Annotated in this window: 14 protein-coding genes; 7 read left to right on the top strand and 7 right to left on the bottom strand. The window is 68.6% G+C overall.

Features of this window, described 5'->3' with window-relative positions:
- Positions 1 to 2 precede the first annotated feature (2 nt).
- Entirely contained in the window at positions 3 to 1925 is a 1923-nt protein-coding gene (locus tag C7443_RS11660) for an XrtA/PEP-CTERM system amidotransferase (protein ID WP_110018793.1), read from the bottom strand.
- Between the two features lie 246 nt (positions 1926 to 2171).
- On the opposite strand from C7443_RS11660, the gene C7443_RS11655 reads away from it, so the two are divergent.
- From C7443_RS11655 to C7443_RS11645, 3 genes are read left to right on the top strand one after another with little or no spacing between them, the layout of a single operon-like run.
- Complete coding sequence (locus tag C7443_RS11655; protein WP_110018792.1) at positions 2172 to 3728, top strand: cation:proton antiporter family protein; 1557 nt, start codon at positions 2172 to 2174, stop codon at positions 3726 to 3728.
- A complete protein-coding gene (locus C7443_RS11650) occupies positions 3725 to 4663 on the top strand; it encodes an endonuclease/exonuclease/phosphatase family protein (RefSeq protein WP_110018791.1) in 939 nt (312 codons plus the stop codon). Before C7443_RS11655 ends, C7443_RS11650 begins: the two co-directional genes overlap by 4 nt.
- Positions 4660 to 5169 carry a DUF2726 domain-containing protein gene (locus C7443_RS11645; protein WP_110018790.1) on the top strand — a complete coding sequence of 170 codons (510 nt, stop codon included), beginning with the start codon at positions 4660 to 4662 and terminating at the stop codon, positions 5167 to 5169. Before C7443_RS11650 ends, C7443_RS11645 begins: the two co-directional genes overlap by 4 nt.
- Before the next feature lie 16 nt (positions 5170 to 5185).
- On the opposite strand, the gene C7443_RS11640 is transcribed toward C7443_RS11645, so the two are convergent.
- On the bottom strand, positions 5186 to 5476 hold the full coding sequence (locus C7443_RS11640) for a hypothetical protein (RefSeq protein WP_110018789.1): 291 nt from the start codon (positions 5474 to 5476) through the stop codon (positions 5186 to 5188).
- A 186-nt stretch (positions 5477 to 5662) separates the two neighbouring features.
- On the opposite strand from C7443_RS11640, the gene lexA reads away from it, so the two are divergent.
- Together lexA and C7443_RS11630 are read left to right on the top strand one after the other, a co-directional pair.
- Positions 5663 to 6283, top strand: coding sequence for a transcriptional repressor LexA (gene lexA, locus C7443_RS11635; RefSeq protein ID WP_110018788.1), 621 nt, complete (start codon positions 5663 to 5665; stop codon positions 6281 to 6283).
- Positions 6284 to 6521: 238 nt separating this feature from the next.
- Entirely contained in the window at positions 6522 to 6728 is a 207-nt protein-coding gene (locus C7443_RS11630) for a hypothetical protein (RefSeq protein ID WP_110018787.1), read from the top strand.
- Positions 6729 to 6732: 4 nt separating this feature from the next.
- Here C7443_RS11630 and C7443_RS11625 read toward each other — a convergent pair whose 3' ends face one another.
- From C7443_RS11625 to C7443_RS11610, 4 genes are all read right to left on the bottom strand, one after another.
- Positions 6733 to 7737, bottom strand: coding sequence for a glycosyltransferase family 2 protein (locus C7443_RS11625; RefSeq protein ID WP_110018786.1), 1005 nt, complete (start codon positions 7735 to 7737; stop codon positions 6733 to 6735).
- 5 nt (positions 7738 to 7742) lie between these two features.
- Complete coding sequence (locus tag C7443_RS11620) at positions 7743 to 8564, bottom strand: carbohydrate deacetylase (RefSeq protein WP_110018785.1); 822 nt, start codon at positions 8562 to 8564, stop codon at positions 7743 to 7745.
- Between the two features lie 145 nt (positions 8565 to 8709).
- Complete coding sequence (locus C7443_RS11615; protein WP_110018784.1) at positions 8710 to 9201, bottom strand: cupin domain-containing protein; 492 nt, start codon at positions 9199 to 9201, stop codon at positions 8710 to 8712.
- 4 nt (positions 9202 to 9205) lie between these two features.
- Positions 9206 to 9955, bottom strand: a complete 750-nt coding sequence (locus C7443_RS11610; protein WP_110018783.1) for a HesA/MoeB/ThiF family protein — start codon at positions 9953 to 9955, stop codon at positions 9206 to 9208.
- Between the two features lie 234 nt (positions 9956 to 10189).
- On the opposite strand from C7443_RS11610, the gene C7443_RS11605 reads away from it, so the two are divergent.
- Entirely contained in the window at positions 10190 to 11392 is a 1203-nt protein-coding gene (locus C7443_RS11605) for a glycosyltransferase (protein WP_110018782.1), read from the top strand.
- Between the two features lie 4 nt (positions 11393 to 11396).
- Here the strand turns inward: C7443_RS11605 and C7443_RS11600 are convergent, their stop codons facing one another.
- On the bottom strand, positions 11397 to 13583 hold the full coding sequence (locus C7443_RS11600; RefSeq protein ID WP_110018781.1) for a tetratricopeptide repeat protein: 2187 nt from the start codon (positions 13581 to 13583) through the stop codon (positions 11397 to 11399).
- A gap of 256 nt (positions 13584 to 13839) precedes the next feature.
- On the opposite strand from C7443_RS11600, the gene C7443_RS11595 reads away from it, so the two are divergent.
- Entirely contained in the window at positions 13840 to 14547 is a 708-nt protein-coding gene (locus tag C7443_RS11595) for a hypothetical protein (RefSeq protein ID WP_110018780.1), read from the top strand.
- Positions 14548 to 14553: the final 6 nt, after the last annotated feature.

The raw sequence follows: 14553 nt of genomic DNA, 5'->3' as shown, positions 1-14553 counted from the left end.
GTTCAGGCCGCCTCCCCCCGCACCAGGGCCGGAGCATCGGCAAGCGTGCGCAGGAAGGATTCGAACATCAGCAGCGACCACAACGCCGCCGAGTGATCACGCTGGCCGCTCTGGTGCTGGTCGACCAGCGTGCGCAGATAGGCCATGTCGAACACGCCGCTCTGTTCCATCACCGGACCGAGCACGGCTTCCCGTAAACGCTCGCGCAGCGGGCCGCGGAACCAGGCCACCAGTGGCACGGCGAAGCCCATCTTCGGCCGATAGAGGATGTCGTGCGGCAGGATCGGTTCGAGCGCCTTCTTGAAGATGTACTTGCCCTCGCCGCCGCGCAGCTTGAAGTGCGGCGGCAGGCCGGAAATCCAGTCGACCAGCGGATGATCGAGCAGCGGCGCGCGCACTTCGAGCGAGTGCGCCATGCTGGCGCGGTCGACCTTGGTGAGAATGTCGCCCGGCAGGTAGGTCTTGATGTCGATGTACTGGATCAGCGACAGCGGATCGTCGGTCGGCGCGCGGCTGGCGTGATCGCGCATCACCTCCAGCGCATGATAGCCCTGCAGCTCGCGGCGGAACGCCGCCGAATACAGCGGCGCACGCACGCGGTCGCTCATCACCGACACGCCGTGGAAATAGCCCTCGACGGTATCGCGGGCCATCGCCTCGAAGGTGGTCTTGGCGCGGAACACGCGCGGCGCCCAGTCGGCCTTCGGATACACGCGGCCGAGAAAACCGAAAACGCTGCGACGCAGGCCGAGGGGCAGCTTCGCACGCAGCTTTTCTTCGTAGCTGTGCCATTTGTAGCGGCGGTAACCGGCGAGGTTCTCATCGCCTCCGTCCCCTGACAGCGCCACCGTCACCTTGCGCCGTGCCAGCTCGCAGACACGGTAGGTCGGCAGCGCCGAGGAATCGGCATAGGGCTCGTCGTAGAGCCAGGCCAGCTTGTCGAGCAGGCCGAAATCGTCCGGATCGACGGTCTCGACCCGATGATCGGTATGGAACTTCTCCGCGACCTCCTGCGCGAACTGCGCCTCGTTGAAACGCGGATCATCGAAGGCGATCGAACAGGTCTTGACCGGCGAACTCGACAGCCCGGCCATCATCGCCACCACCGCGCTCGAATCGACGCCGCCGGAGAGGAACGCGCCGAGCGGCACTTCGGACACCAGACGGATGCGGGTGGCCTCGCGCAGGCGCTCGATCAGCTCGTGACCGGCCTCGTCCTCGGACATCGGCGCATGCGCCTTGAAGGCGACATCCCAGTAGGCGCGCGGCGGCGGCAGCGGATCACCGCGGCGGACGCACAAGGTGTGCGCCGGCGGCAGCTTCAGCGCGCCCTTGAAGATCGTGCGCGGGTCCGGGATGTAGCCGTAGGCGAAGTAATCTTCGACGGCGCGCGGATCGAGGTCACGCACGAAGCCCGGATGCTGCAGCAGAATCTTCAGCTCGGAGCCGAAGATCAGCTCGCCCGAGGGCAGCAGCGCGTAATGCAGCGGCTTCTTGCCGAGGTGATCGCGGCCGAGGAACAGGGTGTCGCGGTTGCGATCCCACAGCGCGAAGGCAAACATGCCGCGAAAGCGCTTGACGCAGTCCTCGCCCCAGGCCTCCCAGGCGTGGACGATGACCTCGGTATCGCAGCGGGTGCGGAATTCGTGGCCGAGCGCCAGCAGCTCCTCGGTCAGTTCCGGAAAGTTGTAGATTTCGCCGTTGAAGACGACGACGACGGAGTGATCCTCGTTGAACAGCGGCTGCTGGCCGCTGGACAGATCGATGATCGACAGCCGGCGGTGCGCCAGGCCGACACCGGACTCGATGAAGGTTCCTCCCTCGTCCGGTCCACGATGGAACTGGATCTGGTTCATCGCCGCCAGGACGGCGCCGTCAATGTCCCGTCGTCCACGCAAATCAACGATGCCGGCGATTCCGCACATTCCCTTTACCCTGAATTTGGCCCGATACCGAAGTGCTCCCCGCTGGCCCAACGGGGCGCACAGCTTACCCGATATGCCCAGGCTGATTTCCGCTGGCGGCGCATTATGCCGATCCCGTCTGGCGCGCCGCACCATCCCGATAGTCAATTCCCGTAACGGGGTAGGCGCCGCCCGGCTGCAGGCCGCGCGGGCGGCTGTGCTAGCGTGTTAAACCCTCGCCCGCCGCCAACCAGGGATCATTGCAGGATGGAAGCCCTCTGGGTCTGTCTCGCCTTCGCCGCGGGATTTCTCGCGCATCACATCGGCCTGCCGCCGCTGGTCGGCTACCTCGCCGCCGGTTTCCTGCTCAACGCCACCGGCCAGCACGGCGGCGCCATGCTCGAACATGTCGCCCATGCCGGCGTGCTGCTGCTGATGTTCACGATCGGTCTCAAGGTGCATCTGCGCTACCTGGCGCGCATCGAGATCTGGGGCAGCGGCCTCGCGCACCTGCTGCTGACCGCGGCCTGCGCCAGCCTGGCGGCGATCGGGCTCGGCGGTTTCACGCCCGGCCCCGGCCTGGCGCTCGGCCTGGCGCTGGGCTTTTCCAGCACCGTGGTAGCGGCCAAGGCGCTCGAAGCCAAGCAGGAGCTGCGTGCTTTTCACGGTCGCGTGGCGATCGGCATCCTCATCGTGCAGGATCTGGTCGCCATCGCCCTGCTGTCGGTGGCGGCCGATCAGACGCCGTCGCCGTGGGCCGCGGCGCTGCTGCTGTTGCCGCTGGCGCAGCCGCTGCTGCAGCGGCTGCTGACGCAGAGCGGCCACGACGAGCTGCTGCTGCTGTTCGGCATCGCTCTGGCACTGAGCGCCGCCGGACTGTTCAGCGAACTCAAACTCTCGGCCGAGCTCGGCGCGCTGCTCGCCGGTGCCATGCTCGCCCGCCATCCGCGCGCCAGCGAGCTCAGCCACGCGCTGTGGGGCCTGAAAGAAGCCTTCCTGATCGGCTTTTTCCTGCAGATCGGCCTGTCCGGCTGGCCGGACTGGGGCACGCTGGCGGCCGCCGTCGGTCTGGCGCTGCTGCTGCCGCTGAAAGCCGCGCTGTTTTTCGCACTGCTGCTGGCCTGCCGGCTGCGCGCGCGCAGCGCCTTTCTCACCGCGCTGTCACTGGCCAGCTACAGCGAATTCGCCCTGATCGTCGCCCGCACCGGCGTCGACCACGGCTGGCTCGACGAGCGCTGGCTGGTGCTGCTGGCCCTGGCGATCGCGCTGTCGTTCGCCATCGCTGCACCGCTCAACCGTTTTGCACATCCCTTGTTTGAGCGTCTGGAGAACTGGCTCACGCGCTGGGAACGGCATGTCCGCCATCCCGACGAGGAACCGATCCACATCGGCATGGCGCATGTGCTGGTATTCGGCATGGGCCGCACCGGCGAGGTCGCCTACGACTATCTAAGCGAGCAGAACCAGCGTGTGCTCGGGCTCGACTCCGACCTCTCGCGCGTCGAGGAACATCTGCACGCCGGCCGGCGCGTGGTCTACGCCGACGCCGAGGACCCCGGACTCTGGCACCACCTGCCACTCGCCGGCGTGCGCGCCGTGCTGCTGATGATGTCCGACCCGCAGGCGCGCACGATCGCCGTCACCCAGCTGCGCCGGCACGGCTTCCGCGGCCTGATCGCCGCCACCAGTCATTACCCGGAAGAAGCTGAAGCGATCATGACCGCCGGCGCCGACATCACCTTCACGCACTTCGATCAGGTCGGCCTCGGCCTCGCCGAACATGTCTTCAGTGAGCTGCAGGACCGCGCCGGGGCGACGGCATGATCGCCATCGCCAGCCTCAACCTCTGCAATCTGGGCAGCGATGCGCTGCCGTGGCGGCTGCAGCACTTCGCCCGCCTGATCACCGACACCCTGGCGGCACCAGCGATCCTCGCCCTGCAGGAGATCAAATCAACCGGACCCGCGCTCGCCGACGGCAGCGTGCCCGGCGACGCCGCCTATGGTGCGCTGAGCGCAGCCATCGTCGCCGCCGGCGGACCACGCTACACCTGCTGCGAGGTCGCGCCGATCGACGGTGCCGACGGCGGCCAGGCCGGTTTCAACATCCGCGTCGGCCTGCTGTTCGATCCGCAGCGGGTCAGCCTCGTCGAACGCGCGCCCGGTGGACCGCTCGACGCCACCGGCGTGCGCCGCGCCGCCGGCAGCGTGCAGCTGACCCGCTCGCCCGGGCGCATCATGCCGACGGACCCGGCCTTTGCCGGTTGCAGCGAACGGCACTGGCTGCCGAGTCGCAAGGCGCTGGTCACCGAGTTCCAGATCGGCGGCGACACGCTGTTCATCGTCAACTGCCACCTGAAATCGATGCGCTCACCGGACCGGCGCGCCGAGGACTACGCCAAAAAACAGCGCCACGCCCAGGCCACGGCGATCCACACCTTCTGCGCCAGCCTGCTGGCGCTCGATCCGCAGGCCCGGCTGCTGATCGCCGGTGACATGAACGACCTCTGCGGCTCGAAGACACTCGATCTGCTCAGAGGCACGCAGCTCGTCAACCTGATCGACAGCCTGCCCCGCCACGAGCGCTACACCCACCGTCACGGCCAGCGGCCGCAGGCGCTCGATCACGTGCTGGTCAGCCCGGCGCTGCAGGCGCTGGCGCGGGTGCATATCCCGCACGTGCATTCCAATGCCACACCACCGCTGGCCAGCGATCACGACCCGGTGCTGATCGAACTCGATCTCCCCGCGCACGGATGAACTGGCCCGCCTGGAACGTCGACACGCAGACGGCGGCCGGCTTTGCTGCCGTCGTGCTGCTGCTGTTCTGGCTGGTGCGCCGCGGCCGCGGCAGCAAGCGCGCCTACCGCCGGGCCGGCGCCCTGTTCACACCGGCCGAGCAGCGTTTTCTGGCCACGCTGGAAAAAGCCGTCGACGGCCGCGCGCGCATCTACGGCAAGGTCCGCCTCGCCGACGTGCTGGCGGTGCGCGACACCGTCAGCGGCAAGCACTGGTACCGCGCTTTCAACCGCATCGCCTGCAAGCACGTCGACTATCTGCTGTGCGACCTGAACAGCTTCGAGGCGATCCTGGTCATCGAGCTCGACGACCGCAGTCACGAGCGCGCCGAGCGGCGCGAACGTGACGAATTCCTCGACCGCGCGCTGATCGGCGCCGGCATTCCGATCCTGCACGTCACCGTGCAAGCGCGTTACACGATCCGCGAAGTGCAGGAAATCTTGCGGGAGTTTCTGCCGCCGCGGTGAGCGGCGGCGTAGCGGTTCAGGCCGCAGCCTCCGCAGGCATCAGGTCATAGAGGGCGCACAGGGCCACGGCACGCGGCCACGGCGCGGTGAAATCGCCTTCGACATAGGCGCGGATCAGCATCAGCGCCCAGTTCAGGCGGGTTTCGTCGAGCGCCTTGAGATCGGCGAAATTGAGCAGCGGCGTATCGGAGAGGTAACAGCTCGCGTAGATCTGCGCGAGCGCGCGTGCCGAATGAGTGCCCCGGGCCTCATGGGTGCACCACTCGTACACGAGACGCTCGACGACGGCAGGTTCCGTCTCGGTCATACCAATTCTCCTTACTGGACAAAGCAGCGGACAGCGGAATCAGGATGTCGCCACTGTACTGTGACGGTCATCACTCCATATTCCGCTGCAGAGCATAGCCAATCCTCTTCAAGGCGCCTCAGCCTATCGCGTGTTTACACAAACTTGCGGACTTGACCCGCCCCGGACGCTGATTAAATTAACAGCATGGAAATTCTCACAGATCGCCAGCAGCAGGTGCTTGATTTCATCCGCCACCATCTCGATGCGCACGGCCTGCCGCCGACCCGCGCCGAGATTGCGCGTGCGCTCGGTTTCAGCTCCGGCAACGCCGCCGAGGTGCACCTGCGCGCCCTCGAACGCAAAGGCGCCATCGAGCTGATCGCCCACGCCTCCCGCGGCATCCGCCTGAGCGCCATGGCGCAGGAGTTCACCGCCACCGCCACGGGACTGCCGCTGATCGGCCGCATTGCCGCCGGCTCGCCGATCCTTGCCGAGCAGAACATCGAAGCCCGTTACCAGCTCGATGAACGCCTGTTCGGCCCGCACGCCGACTACCTGCTGCGGGTGCAGGGTCAGAGCCTGCGCGATGCCGGCATCCTCGACGGCGATCTGCTGGTCGTGCGGTGCACGCCCGAGGCGTGCAACGGCCAGATCGTCGTCGCCCGCATCGACGACGAAGTCACCGTCAAACGCTTCGAGCGCACCGGCGAGCGCGTGCGTCTGCTGTCGGCCAATCCCGACTTCGCCCCGATAGAACCCGCCACCGGCGCCGCGCTGGTGATCGAAGGCGTCGCCGTCGGCGTGATCCGCTGCGGTCGGCTGTAAACGACGGCCCCGCCGCGCGGCGGCCCCCCCGGCACTGCGGCGAGGCGAGCGTCCGCAGCCAGCCGCCGGGGCTCAGCGGCGAATTCCGCGGTCTGCCACTGCCTTCAGCATCACCGCAGTCGATGCGGCCGAGAGCGCTGCTGTTCGCGCGCGAGCGGGCCGAACGACCGAACATCGACATCGAGCACAAGCGCCGCGAAAAGCCCTGCAGCACGTCTACACCGGTACGGTCGCCACGGTGATCCGCTACCGCCCGCACAGCACGAGCTCGTATTCGAACTTCGCCATTGAACAGATCGAGCGCCTGGCGGTGGTCGCCGCCAGTTTCACACCGGGAGAGGCCGGCGAGCTGCGCCGGCTTGGTGCTGGCACGCCAGCGGCCGAGCTCAGCGACCTGGGCGCGCTGTCCGGTCGCCTGCGCAGCCGCCCGCGCGATGTCCGCTGAGTGCTCAGCGCTTGCCGGCGTCGTCCTCGAAGCCGACGCGTTCTTCGAGCAGATAGGCCGGGCGGCCCTTGAGCTCTTCATAGATGCGGGCGATGTATTCGCCGACGATGCCGAGGCTGATCATCACGAAGCTGCCGATGATCAGCAGCGTGAACTCCAGCGTCAGGAAGCCGGCCGCGGCATTGCCCTGCACCCACGACATCAGCGCCTCGCCGCCGACCAGGCCGGCGAACACCAGCGTGACGAAGCCGAGGATCGTCACCAGACGCAGCGGCGCGCTGGTGAACGACAGGATCGCCGTCATCGCCAGATTGACCAGGCCGAGCAGCGACCATTTGCCGGCACCAGCGATGCGCGGCGCGACGTTGAACTGCACGTTCGCCTGCGGGAAGCCGATCCACTGCGCCAGCCCGCGGTAGAAACGCCCGCGCTCGGGCAGGCGCTCGATCAGCACGTCGACAGCGACGCGGTCGAGCAGCTTGAAGTCCGAGGCATTGGCCAGGTCGATGCGGCCGAAGCGGCTGATCAGGCCGTTGAACAGCTGCGCGCGCAGGCGCTGCATGCGGCTGTCGGTGGAGCGGTCACGCTTGACCGCATGCACCACCTTGGCGCCCTCGCGCCAGCAGCGCAGCAGCTCCGGGATCGCACTCGGCGGATGCTGCAGATCGGCGTCCATGGTGATCACCGCCTGGCCGCGCGCCACGCGCAGGCCGGCCAGCAGCGCCGCCTCCTTGCCGAAATTGCGCGAGAAGCGCAGGCCGCGCACATACGGGTGGCGGGCGGCGGCTTCCTGCACACGAGCGAAGGTGTCGTCACGCGAGCCATCGTCGACAACGATCAGCTCGAAGCTGACATTGCACTGGCGCAGCACGCCGGCGATGGTTTCGAGCGCGAGACGGATGCCGTCGCCTTCGTTGTGCGCGGGCAGCACCACGCTGACCACAGGGACTTCCGGCTGCGCCAGCGGGCGCAGCGGCAGGGATTCGAGGATTTCGAGCTGGGGCATCATGGCACCTACACCCGGTGAAGTTCCCGGAAAGTGGCGAGGCGGATTCCGGCCTCGCGGCACAGCGCGACGAAGTCCGGATGTGTCAGGGCGGCGAGTTCGCGTGACCAGTCGTGATAGACACGCAGGGCCGGGTCTACAAGTTCGGCCCCATCGAACTCCCCCGGATGACACATCAGTTCATACGTCCGGCCCGCTTCGAGCCCCGTCAATGCCGTGCGCAGCTCGGGAATACCGAGCCGGCCACTGCCGGCGAGTCCCAGCAGCCGCGGTTGCGTCGCATCGGCGGGCGTCAGCGCCGCCATCAGGCCGAGCAGCAGATTGCGCAGGAGTCCCTGCGAACCGTGCCATTCGGGCGTCGTGCGCCGCAGCCAGCGAATGCCGTATTCCGCCGCCAGTCCCGCCGCGATCCGGTACAGCGGCGGGTACATGTGCACATGTTCGTGGGAGTTGATGAAGCAGACCTTAAGACCGGCGTCGCTGCAGCGTTCGATCTGCGCCCGCCATTCCGCCGCGACCAGCGCCAGCGGCCAGTGCCCGCGCGCCACCGCCGCCAGCGCCGCGAACTTGCCGGCGAAGCGCCCCTGTGCCAGCCGCCCGGCGAGTGCCGCCGTCAGCGGGGCGCCGTAGCTGAGGTTCAGGTGCACGCCGAGATCGAGCTGCGGCAGCTCCGCCAGCTCGGCCACCGCCACCGCAAACGCCGGACCGTTGGCCATGATGCCGGTCGCCGTGACCGCACCGGCCCGGTGCGCGGCGCGGATGCCGCGGCTGACGCTGTGGAAGTAGCCGTAGTCGTCGGCATTGACGATGAGGCGGATGCTGGCGGTCATCTCGAAAGGTCCGGGCGCAGGCCACGTAAGGTCTTTTTTTGTCAGCTTTTTTTACATCACTGACGTGGCGCGCATGATGCCCGTAGCGCTACGGCGAAACAAGCCGCTGATCGTGAAATTTTTAGTGGTATGCGCTGGCTCACACTCAGCCGAGATGATCAATCAATTCAGTCACTTGTGGATAGCTGGCGCGCAAGCTGGCCGGCTCGGCCAGTTCAAAATCGGCAAAATTGAAGCCCGGCGTGACAATACAGGCAAGCAGCGCGAATTCCGCCACCGTTTCCGCCGCGAACCAGCAGCCGGGCGGCACCACCGCGTGCAGGGTTTCGCCGGCGGCGAGCGCGTAACCGAGCCGCAGCAGCCGGTGGCTGCCGTCCGCCAGCAGCAGGTGCAGATCGAGCGGCCCGCCGGCCTGCAGCAGCCACCATTCCTCGGCCTTCAGCCGGTGCCAGCGCGAATGCTCGCCACGCTGCAGCAGGTAGTGGATCGCCGTCGCGCCGGGGCGGTCGCCGCCGAAGCCGGCCGGCAGGGCCGCGGCCGCCAGCGTGTGCGCCGCCGTAGCGACGCGCCGGTAATGGCCGCCCTCCGGGTGCGGCGCGAGGCCGAGCCCGGCGATCCACTCCGCTGCACGCAGCACGCGCTCAGCCCGCCTGCCCGCACACCGGGCAGCCGGCGAACTTCGGCACCCGCACCTCGGTGAATTCCATCGCCGCGGCGTCGATCAGCAGCAGGCGGCCGAGCAGCGGCTCGCCGACGCCGCACAGCAGCTTGATCGCCTCCAGCGCCTGCAGGCTGCCGACCACGCCGACGATCGGCGCCAGCACGCCGGACTGCGTGCAGGTTTCCTCGACCTCGCCGGCGTCGCGGTACAGGCAGCGGTAGCACGGCGCCTGCGGCTGGCGCGGATCGACCACCAGAGCCTGCCCTTCCATGCGGATCGCCGCGCCGATCACCAGCGGCGTGCCGGCGGCGTAGCAGGCGGCGTTGATCGCCAGCCGCGTCGCCAGATTGTCGCTGCAGTCGAGCACCACGTCGGCTGCCGCCACCGCGGCGGCGAGTTCGTCCGCCGCGAGCGCGTGAGCGAGCGTCGCCACCTCGACCAGCGGATTCAGCGCCGCCAGCCGCTCACGCGCCGAGTCGACCTTGAGCCGGCCGATGTCGGCGCTGCTGTGGATGATCTGCCGCTGCAGATTGCTCAGGTCGACCGTATCGAAGTCGACCAGCGTCAGCCGGCCGACACCGGCCGCCGCCAGATACATCGCTACCGGTGAGCCGAGGCCACCGAGGCCGATGATCAGCGCGTGCGCCGCGCGCAGTTTTTCCTGCCCGTCGATGTCGATCTCCGGCAGCATGATCTGGCGGCTGTAGCGCAGCAGTTCTTCATCGTCCACGGCAGGCTCCGGTCGCACGTTGCGGGCCGACAGCGTGAACGCCGCCGCCGCCGCCGGCAAGCCGCCGGCGCGGCCTGTTTTGATGCATCAAAACGCCAAACCGCGCGCGTCAACGCCGCTGGCAGGTGACGCCCGCCCGGCGCTCGGCTACGGTCTGCCACGCAATGTCGGGCGCGTGCATACGCGCTTGCCGGGAAGCAAGCGGCAACCATCCGCCGCCCAGCGAGGTGCTCCATGCCGATCCTGTTCGTCGCCGAAACCGTCACCCTCGCCCACCTCGCCCGCCCGCTGTTCCTGGCGCAATGCCTGCAGCGCGCCGGCCGCGAGGTCGCCATCGCCTGCGCCGAGCGCCACCGTGCGCTGATCCCGGCCGGCATCGACTTCTACCCGCTGGACAGCATCGCCCCGGCGAGCTTCGCCCAGCGCCTGGCGCGCGGTGCGCCGGTCTACCGCCTGGCGGAGCTGCGCGCCTACGTCGATGCCGACCGCGCGCTGCTCGCGCGGCTGCGCCCGACGGCGGTGATCGGCGACTTTCGCCTGTCGCTGTCGGTCAGTGCCCGCCTCGCCGGCGTGCCCTACCTGAACATCGCCAACGCCTACTGGCGCGAGAGCGCCCGCACGGCGGTGCCGGTGCCGGATCTGGCCTTCCTCACCTGGCTGCCGCTGGCGCTGGCGCAGACGCTGTTCACGCTGTCGTGGCCGATCGCCCAGCGCGTCCACGCCCGCGCCCTCAATCAGCTGCGCCGCGAACACGGCCTGCCGGCGCTGCCGGCACAGCTCGCCGCCGTCTACACCGACGCCGACAGCCTGCTGCTCGCCGACCTGCCCTCGCTGTATCCGGCGCTGCGCGAGCACGCCCGCTGCCGCTTCCTCGGCTACCTGCCGTGGGAACCGCCGGTGGCGCTGCCGGACTGGTGGCCGCAGATCAGCGCACGCGAGCCGCGCACGCTGGCCTGGATCACCCTCGGCAGCTCCGGCGACCTGCGCCGGCTGCGTCCGCTGGTCGAGGCGGCGCGCGCGCGCGCGCTGACGGTGCTGCTGTCGACCGCCGGCCGGCCGGTCGAGGCTTTCAGCGATCCGGAGGTGTTCGTCACCGAGCTGCTGCCACCGACGCCGACCGCCGCGCAGGTCGGCCTGATCGTCAGCAACGGCGGCAGCCAGATGACCGCCATCGCCGCTGCCGCCGGCCGCCCGGGCATCGCCGTGCCCGGCAACCTCGATCAGTTTCTCAACTGCGCCGCCTTCGAGCGCCGCGGCGTCCTGCGCAGCGTGCGCGGCGACCGCATCAACCGCGACCGCGTCGAGCAGGCCCTCGACGCCATGCTCACCACCAACCCCGCCCGCGAACAGGCCCTGCAGGCACTGCAGACCGAAATCGCCGGCATCGACCCCGCAACAGTACTGATCGAAGCGCTCGACGAAATCGGCAACGGCTGAAGCCCTACGGCTTTGCGTCGAGCTCCGCCAACGCCTGCGCGAGCAGCTCACCATCCTCACGCCACTGCGGATGCTCCGGCTGCCGCGCACGCAGCGCCGCGTTGATGCGTTGGGCTTCGAGCCAGTGCTGGCGAGCCTCCGCCACGTCGCCGGCCTGCCGCGCGACCTCACCGAGTTTGACGCAGCTGACCGTGAGATCGCGCTGCCACTCGCTGTGGCTGCCGTCGCGCTCGGTCAGACGCCGGACGATGTCGAGGCCGTCCGCATACGCCTGCCGCGCCGCGCTCAGATCACCCTGCACCAGGGCCACGTCGCCGAGCTTAATCAAGCTCACCGACAGGTCGCGCTGCCACTCGCTGTGGCTGCCGTCACGCTCGGTCAGACGCCGGCGGATAGCGAGGCCGTCCGCATACGCCTGCCGCGCCGCGCTCAGATCGCTTTGCGCCAGGGCCACGTCGCCGAGCCTCTCCCAGCTCACCGACAGGTCACGCTGCCACTGGCTGTTGCTGCCGTCGCGCTCGGCCAGGCGCCGGGCGATGCCGAGGCTGTCCGCATACGCCTGCCGCGCGGCGCTCAGATCGCCTTGCGCCAGGGCTACGTCGCCGAGCTTGTTCCAGCTCAACGACAGGTCGCGCTGCCACCGGCTGTTGCTGCCGTCGCGCTCGGCCAGACGCCGGGCGATGTCGAGGCTGTCCGCATACGCCTGCCGCGCCGCGCTCAGATCGCCTTGCGCCTGGGCCACCTCGCCGAGCTTGATCCAGCTCACCCAGAGGTCGCGCTGCCACTGGCTGTTGCTGCCGTCGCGCTCGGCCAGGCGTCGGCGGATAGCGAGGCCATCCGCATACGCCTGCCGCGCCGCGCTCAGATCACCCTGCGCCAGGGCCACGTCGCCGAGCTTAATCAAGCTCACCGACAGGTCGCGCTGCCACTCGCTGTTGCTGCCGTCGCGCTCGGTCAGACGCCGGCGGATAGCGAGGCTGTCCGCATACGCCTGCCGCGCCGCGCCCAGATCGCCTTGCGCCAGGGCCACGTCGCCGCGCTTCTCCCAGCTCACCGACAGGTCGCGCTGCCACTCGCTGTTGCTGCCATCGCGCTCGGCCAGGCGTCGGCGGATGTCGAGACTGTCCGCATACGCCTGCCGCGCCGCGCTCAGATCGCCTTGCGCCAGGGCCACGTCGCCGCGCTTCTCCCAGCTCACCGACAGGTCGCGCTGCCACTCGCTGTTGCTGCCGTCGCGCTCGGCCAGACGCCGGGCGATGTCGAGGCTGTCCGCATACGCCTGCCGCGCGGCGCTCAGATCGCCTTGCGCCAGGGCCACCTCGCCGAGTCCATCCAACATCGCCGCCCGCTCACGGCTGTCAGCGACTGTCACGCGGATTGCTGCTTCGAAACTGCGCCGGGCCAGCGCTGTATCACCCGTCTGCAGCGCCAGCGTGCCGACCCACCACAGCGCTTCGACATCATCCGGCACGTATTCGAGCGCTTGCCGGTAATGGGCCAGCGCTGTCTCGACACTGCGGGTCAAAGCGAGGGCGCCTTGATATTTGGCGGCGGTGGCCGCCTTGTGCAGGGCCGCGCGGCCAGCGGCGGCCTGCTTGGCTTCATCCTCGGCAAACAGAGCGGCCGCCCGCTGGCCATCGCCCGCCTGCATCGCCCGTAGAGCTTCCTCGGCGCGGCGATCGTTTTGACTGCGCGCGGCCAGTTCTTCACGGGCGGCGTTCAGTTCGGCTTGCGCACGGGTCAGCGCTTCCTGGTTGTCACCCAGTTGGCGCTGCAACAGCTCAATGGTCTGGCGATCGAGCGGATCGCGCTGGTTGATCGTGAGCTGAGCATGCGGGCTGTTATGGATCGATGACACAGGGGCGGTCACCGGACCATGCGTCACCACCGCACCGTCATGCACCCGGCCGATGACGCCGCCGCCGCCCGTCTCTACTTTCGCCCCATCACCAAAACTGACCCCGTGCACCGGGTCTTTGTCGGTCTTGAGGTAGTACCAGCAGACGAAGGCGAGCGCTGCGATCAGCACGAGCAGCAGCAGCCCGGTTCCCCACGGCCCAAGCGTGGCGTAGAGGCTGTCGAGCGCGGCTTTGGCGGTATCAATAGCTCGGTTCTGATCCAGCTCCCCGGCCTGGACAGCGGCCGCGAGGCAGGGGCTCAGCAACAGGCAGCGGCGGATTGCGGATGGCATCGGAGACGTCTCTGTCGTCGACGGTGTGCCGCCAGCGTATTCGAGTTTTTGCCGCTGCGCACGGTCGTCGCTCCGTACCGTCGGCTATAACCCCCTCAGCGGCCGACGAATCTTCTCTTCCAGCCAGGGCCGCGCGCATGCGGCCGCCGGCCGGCGGTCGACAGACGAACACAGCCGCCGTCGGCTGCAGCTGACCGTTGCCTGCGGCACGCGGGCCGGCGCGCAGCCGCCAACGCGCGCAGGAGGAGAACACCCCATGCCCTTACTTTCCGCGCAAGCCGGCAAGAAGCTGGTCGAAACGCTCACCGGCCCCGATGGCGAGCTGCTCTACCACGCCAGCTATGACGTCGCGCCGGACAATCAGCTGACGCTGAGCAGCGAAACCTGGCATCAGGACGAGCTGCGCCAGCTCAACCGCCAGGTGCAGACCGGCACGCTGGCGCTGGGTGCCGAAAACAACGCGCTGGCCGCCGCCAAGCTGGTCTGGGACATCATCAAGGACAACAAGGCCGTCGGTAAGAGCGCTGACGCCAAGTCCTCGGTGCTGTCGGCCGCCGCGACCGATCCGCTCGACTACGAAAACGCCCGCGACGGCGTCTCCGGCACGTACACCTGGGAGGTCAACGACGCGCTGACGATTTTCGGCAAGATCAACTACGTGACGATCAAGGTCCGCGCCGAAGGCAAATACGCCGCCACGCCGGTGGCCGGCTCGAAGGCGCCGGCCGGGCATTACCTGCCGGATGTCTACGTCAACGTCACCCAGTGCACGGTGAACTTCCCGTGCAGCGCCAGCGGCTCGGCGAACCTGTCGAATCCGGCCAACATCGGCCGCGGTGAGGTCGACACTGAAATCAGGGTCCACGCCAAGCTGACCGCCAGCTGGCTGCTGCAGCACTTCGGCATCACCGTCGGTTTCCGTGCCACCGGCAGCGGCGGCTTCCGCCTGCTCGGCCGGGAGTGAGCCGGC

Origin of the sequence: Plasticicumulans acidivorans (assembly GCF_003182095.1) — a bacterium.
Classification (GTDB): domain Bacteria; phylum Pseudomonadota; class Gammaproteobacteria; order Competibacterales; family Competibacteraceae; genus Plasticicumulans; species Plasticicumulans acidivorans.
The sequence above is the reverse complement of the archived record's forward strand: the minus strand, read 5'-3'. Positions and strand labels throughout refer to the sequence as shown.

Excerpts from the sequence above, each read along its gene's own strand:
- C7443_RS11660 (WP_110018793.1), bottom strand. The coding sequence starts at position 1,925 with ATGTGCGGAATCGCCGGCATCGTTGATTTGCGTGGACGACGGGACATT.
- C7443_RS11655 (WP_110018792.1), top strand. The coding sequence starts at position 2,172 with ATGGAAGCCCTCTGGGTCTGTCTCGCCTTCGCCGCGGGATTTCTCGCG.
- C7443_RS11650 (WP_110018791.1), top strand. The coding sequence starts at position 3,725 with ATGATCGCCATCGCCAGCCTCAACCTCTGCAATCTGGGCAGCGATGCG.
- C7443_RS11645 (WP_110018790.1), top strand. The coding sequence starts at position 4,660 with ATGAACTGGCCCGCCTGGAACGTCGACACGCAGACGGCGGCCGGCTTT.
- C7443_RS11640 (WP_110018789.1), bottom strand. The coding sequence starts at position 5,476 with ATGACCGAGACGGAACCTGCCGTCGTCGAGCGTCTCGTGTACGAGTGG.
- lexA (WP_110018788.1), top strand. The coding sequence starts at position 5,663 with ATGGAAATTCTCACAGATCGCCAGCAGCAGGTGCTTGATTTCATCCGC.
- C7443_RS11625 (WP_110018786.1), bottom strand. The coding sequence starts at position 7,737 with ATGATGCCCCAGCTCGAAATCCTCGAATCCCTGCCGCTGCGCCCGCTG.
- C7443_RS11620 (WP_110018785.1), bottom strand. The coding sequence starts at position 8,564 with ATGACCGCCAGCATCCGCCTCATCGTCAATGCCGACGACTACGGCTAC.
- C7443_RS11605 (WP_110018782.1), top strand. The coding sequence starts at position 10,190 with ATGCCGATCCTGTTCGTCGCCGAAACCGTCACCCTCGCCCACCTCGCC.
- C7443_RS11600 (WP_110018781.1), bottom strand. The coding sequence starts at position 13,583 with ATGCCATCCGCAATCCGCCGCTGCCTGTTGCTGAGCCCCTGCCTCGCG.
- C7443_RS11595 (WP_110018780.1), top strand. The coding sequence starts at position 13,840 with ATGCCCTTACTTTCCGCGCAAGCCGGCAAGAAGCTGGTCGAAACGCTC.